2 protein-coding genes and 1 pseudogene are annotated in these 4,811 nt (G+C 51.6%); all 3 read right to left on the minus strand.

Annotation, left to right across the window (positions count from 1 at the left end):
• Positions 1–574 precede the first annotated feature (574 nt).
• Positions 575–1,400, minus strand: a pseudogene (locus tag H6F43_RS13120) (alpha/beta hydrolase).
• 342 nt (positions 1,401–1,742) lie between these two features.
• Positions 1,743–2,369, minus strand: coding sequence for a response regulator transcription factor (locus tag H6F43_RS13125; protein WP_190343193.1), 627 nt, complete (start codon positions 2,367–2,369; stop codon positions 1,743–1,745).
• 134 nt (positions 2,370–2,503) lie between these two features.
• The coding region (locus tag H6F43_RS13130) for a GAF domain-containing protein (RefSeq protein WP_206754561.1) at positions 2,504–4,811 on the minus strand (2,308 nt) is incomplete at its 5' end.

The raw sequence follows: 4,811 nt of genomic DNA on the forward strand, positions 1-4,811 counted from the left end.
GTCTGCCATCTCAGACTTCAAACAAGCTGCCAAGTTTTATCAACAGATTGGCAATTCAGAACGCTATCGCGCTGCTCTCGATCGCATTACATTGATCACCGCTCAGTAGCGGGCGATCGCTCAGTTGCGATCGCACTGCTTAAGCACAAGACTGTTGAACTCCAGGTGAACTGACATGGTTGCCCAGACCGACATCTACACGCTGAATCTGCCTTGGGATGAACTCCCATTGAACCTGCTTGAAGATAACCAGAAATTACACTTTCGACAGCACGTCCAGATTAGCCGTCATACAACCGAAGAAGTGCTTTGGTCGGCTGCTACTTGCTGGAAATGTGCGCCTGGTACAAGCGAAAGGAACCTCCGTCTTGAGACCGGGAAAATCAGTTTTACCAATTACTTTCACCTTGAAGACGCACCAGATCGTAGATTGCTAATGCTAACGACCAAGATAAGCAGCGGCAAGTAACTCCAGGCACTTCACCAAAGTCCTCACCCGCCTGCTTCATCGCCTGGTTAGACGCATTGGGGTGGCAGCAGCAAGCCTTACCTGAGCAAGACGCGCAGTTCGCGTCTACGACTGAATAAATTCTAAGAGGTCTGCATTGATCTGGTCTGCATTCGTCGTTGGCATGCCATGCGGGAAACCCTTGTAGGTTTTCAATATCGCACCCTTCACCAACTTGGCGCTCAGTGGACCAGAGCTTTCATAAGGGACGACTTGGTCATCATCGCCGTGCATTACCAGGGTCGGCACCGAGATCTTCTTCAGGTCCTCTGTGAAGTCGGTTTGGGAGAAAGCCACAATGCCATCATAGTGTGCCTTAATCCCGCCCATCATGCCCTGTCTCCACCAATTCTCAATCAACACCTTGGGCTGCCTTCGCGCCCGGTCGATTGTAACCGTAAAAGGGTCCGGCTGGGAAATCCCAATAAAATTGCGCCCGGTTAGTCGCCACCTGCACTTGGAGGCCGTCGAATACTTCTTTGGGCAGACCGCCGGGATTGTCGAGAGTCTTCACCATCAGTGGTGGCACTGTGCTGATGAGAACAGCCTTGGCGACCCGACTTTCGCCGTGGCGCGCTATGTAATGTGCGACCTCTCCGCCGCCAGTTGAGTGACCAACATGGATAGCATTCTCTAAATTAAGATGCGCGGTGAGCGCGGCAAGGTCATCGGCGTAGTGATCCATATCGTGTCCGTCGCTGACTTGGCTCGATCGTCCGTGACCTCGCCGGTCATGAGCAATGACGCGATAGCCGTGGCTCAAGAAGAACATCATTTGAGTGTCCCAGTCGTCGGCTGATAGCGGCCACCCGTGCGAAAAAACAATGGGCTGACCGCTGCCCCAGTCCTTGTAGTAAATTTCTGTCCCGTCTTTGACTTTGATCGTGCTCATATATTTTTTCCGGTAGCTTGTTTAAGCAGTGGTGATGGGTCCGTTGATAAGCAATTGTAAAATACCAACTGCGTGATGGTTCAAAGAAGCTGCCGCTAGAGCGCTTTCAAGCTGGAGATTTCACAAGGATTCGCCCTAAAGAAGAATCACAGTTTTCTTGCGTCTAACGTTCCTGCTGAGCGGATGCAAACAATATTGGTAGCGACACCGAGAATTTTTGACGCGTTTCTTGGACAGAGGGCGATTTGCAAATCTTTGATCTGACTCGACAAACTCAGGTATGACGGCTTACGTCTGAATTACGGGTGCTTTAGAGGGTCTGGGCGATCTAGCGAACATCTGTCAAAGATTAGCAATGCCGCGTTTGAGTGCTACTAGAACAGCTTGTGTGCGATCGCTGACTCCCAGTTTCCTGAGAATACCATTAACGTGAAACTTGATTGTGCCTTCACTGATGTGCAGAATCTTAGCAATCTCCTGGTTTGACTTGCCTTCGGTTATTTGAAGTAGCACTTGACGTTCACGTTCGGTGAGTTGGGGGCTATTCATGCGCTCAGCTAACCGAGCACCCACTTCTGCAGGAATGTATTTTTGTCCGGCATGGACGCACTGAATTGCTTTGACTAGCTCCTGACGAGTGACGTTTTTCAGCAGATAGCCTCTGGCTCCGGCACTGAGTCCGCGATAGATATCTTCGTCGCCGTCATAGGTAGTCAGCACAATGATGCGGGCATTGGGAAACTCCTGACGAATCGTAGTGATTGCGTCAACGCCGCCCATCTGGGGCATTTTCAAATCCATCAGCACCACGTCGGGCTGATGTTGACGAAACAGTTCAACCGCTTCGATGCCCGTACTAGCTTCAGCCACCGCTTCAACGCCAGTCGCATATTGAATGATCATCGATAGACCAGAGCGCACAACGGGATGGTCGTCGGCAATTAGGACTCGAATGTCGGTGTCGCTCATGGTGCAGGAGGAGGGGAAGGACGGGTAGCGGGCGGAGAGGGAGAACGGGGTTCGGGTTCTCCGACGTTTCGTTGGTAATTCACCATTGGGTTCCCTCCGTGTGGTTGTCATAATTTTTCTCTTCTCGCTTCTGCCTAGCTCAAGGGTGCTTCGACGAGAATTTGAGTGCCTTGTCCTGGCTGACTGGTGAGGCTGAGTTGAGCACCGATACGATCGCAGCGTTCATACATGCCTATCAGCCCGAAGCCACCGTTGAGGGGGTCCGTGGGTGGGATGAAGCCGTGTCCGTTGTCACGAATGGTGAGGCTGATATGAGCCGATTCGTAGACGAGTTCGATGGCGATCGTTTGGGCTTGGGCATGTTTGAGGGCGTTTGTGAGGGCTTCTTGTCCAATTCGCAGTAGGTTCATACCGATAAAGGGGGGCAGCGGGCAGGGCGTGCCTTGCAGGTTGACTTCGATGGTGGTGGTGGTGTTGCGGGTCATTTGTTCCACGCTGTCGTAGAGCAGTTGGGCGAGGTCAGCATATTCGGCAGCAGGGGGATAGAGTGCCCAGACCGATCGACGGGCTTCGGTGAGTCCGGTTTCTGCTAGCTGGCTGATGTGGTTGAGAATTTGCTGCATCGTTTGTGGGTCTTGCCCAACTAGTTCTTTAGCGACTTCAAGCTGAAGCGAGATACCTGTAAAGGCTTGGGCGAGAGTGTCGTGGATTTCGCTTGCCATGCGGTTCCGTTCTTCGTAGATTGCCGCGTGTTTGGCTTCTTCTGCCAGTCGTGTGAGTTGAATGGCTAGGGTGGCTTGTTGCACTAAGGCTTGCGTAAACTCCAACTCGGAATGGGTAAACTCGATGCACTCGGTTGAGGCGAGTCCCAACAGTCCCAGCGGCATGTCCCCCATCAGCATCGGCACACAAAGAATCGCCTGATTGCCTCGACTGCGGTGCCACTCGATCGTGCCGGGCCAGAAATCGTGTGCATCGCGATCGAGGTCGAGCTGAATTGCACCCCGATGGTTTAGCAGGCGTTGCCAGATGCCTGTGAGGTTGGCGGGGAAGGGTTGCGCGATCGGCAGTTCGCTCACCAATCCTGGGGTCGGCAGAAACTCGCCTTGCTGATCGACTCCTACAGATGCGGTTAAGGTATCGGTGGTACTGTCATACAAAAAGATTTGAGCGATCGTGCCGTTGAGCATCTGTAGGGCTTCACGCAGAATGTGCTCAAGGTAAGCGTCGAGATTACGCTCGTTTGCCAACTTTCTCAGGCTACGTCTGAGGGATTCGTTCGCTTTTGCTAGTTCAGCCGCACGTTCTTGAGCAGCGAGTTCTTGTTCACGGGCGATCGCCACTCGTTTGGCTTCTTCTGCCAGCCGTGTTAATTGAATTGCTAATGTCGCTTGTTGCGCTAGTGCGTGGAAAAACTCAAATTCAGAAGCTGTAAAGTCGCTCCGTCCCTGAAGTGCTAACCCCAACATACCTAAGGGTTGGTCGCCTATCATCAAAGCAGTGCAGATAGAGCCACAGTGGCTCATGCTACGGTGCCAATCGAGTGTACCTGGCCAGTAGTCATCAGCATCTCGAAGCATGTCGAAGTAAATGGGGCTACGCTGATTCAACATTCGTTCCCATGCTTTTGTAATAGTGGCAGGGAAAGGTTCGCTGATTGGTAAGTTACCCATTAACCCTGGTGTAGGCAATACTTCTCCATGCAAGTCAACTGCAATAGAAGGCATCAATGTATCAGCTTCTGGGTCGTAGATGAAAAATTGGGCGATCGCTCCATCGAGCATTTGAAGCGCTTCTTGCAAAACGTGCCCAAGAAAAGAATTCAGGTTGCGATTATTAGCAAGTCGATTAAGACTGCGTCCTAAAGCATCATTGGCTTTTGCCAATTCTACTGCTCGTTCTTGAGCGGCTTTTTCCTGTTCACGAGCGATCGCTGTCTCCACCGCTTTGAGCTTGCTTTCTGTCGCTAAGCGATTTGCCTGCATTGCCAAGGCCAGTTGCTTGCCCAAAGATTCTGCAAGGGTCACTTCGGCTGGCGTGAACTGTTCATCTGCCGAACGGTAAATGACTAATGCCCCATCAGCACAATCATCAACTACCAATGGCACATTCAACTCCACGTGCCAACCGTTGACACAAGCAAATTCATCAAAATCCGGCTCTGATGTGCCAGCGAGGTGATCTACAACGACTGCTCGTGTTCGTTCCCGCACAGGGGTTCCTAAGTAAATATCTGGTACTGTGAATCCGCTTGCCAGCCGACGAATTATCGCAAAGCGATCGCCATCCAATGCCAGCAATTCTTCAGGGCGGAAAACATAGTTCTCAGACAACCAGTATCGAAGATAAACTCTATCGTCAGTATCATGCTCAAAGTAGGCGCAGTTCTCAGGTTGACCTGCTTGAAAGGTCTGGGCCACAATCTTTAGAACAGCAGGAATA

Origin of the sequence: Leptolyngbya sp. FACHB-36 (assembly GCF_014695955.1) — a bacterium.
Classification (GTDB): domain Bacteria; phylum Cyanobacteriota; class Cyanobacteriia; order Leptolyngbyales; family Leptolyngbyaceae; genus FACHB-36.

What these genes read in the sequence shown, in the direction of transcription:
- H6F43_RS13125 (WP_190343193.1), bottom strand. Translation starts at nt 2,369, where the DNA reads ATGAGCGACACCGACATTCGAGTCCTAATTGCCGACGACCATCCCGTT.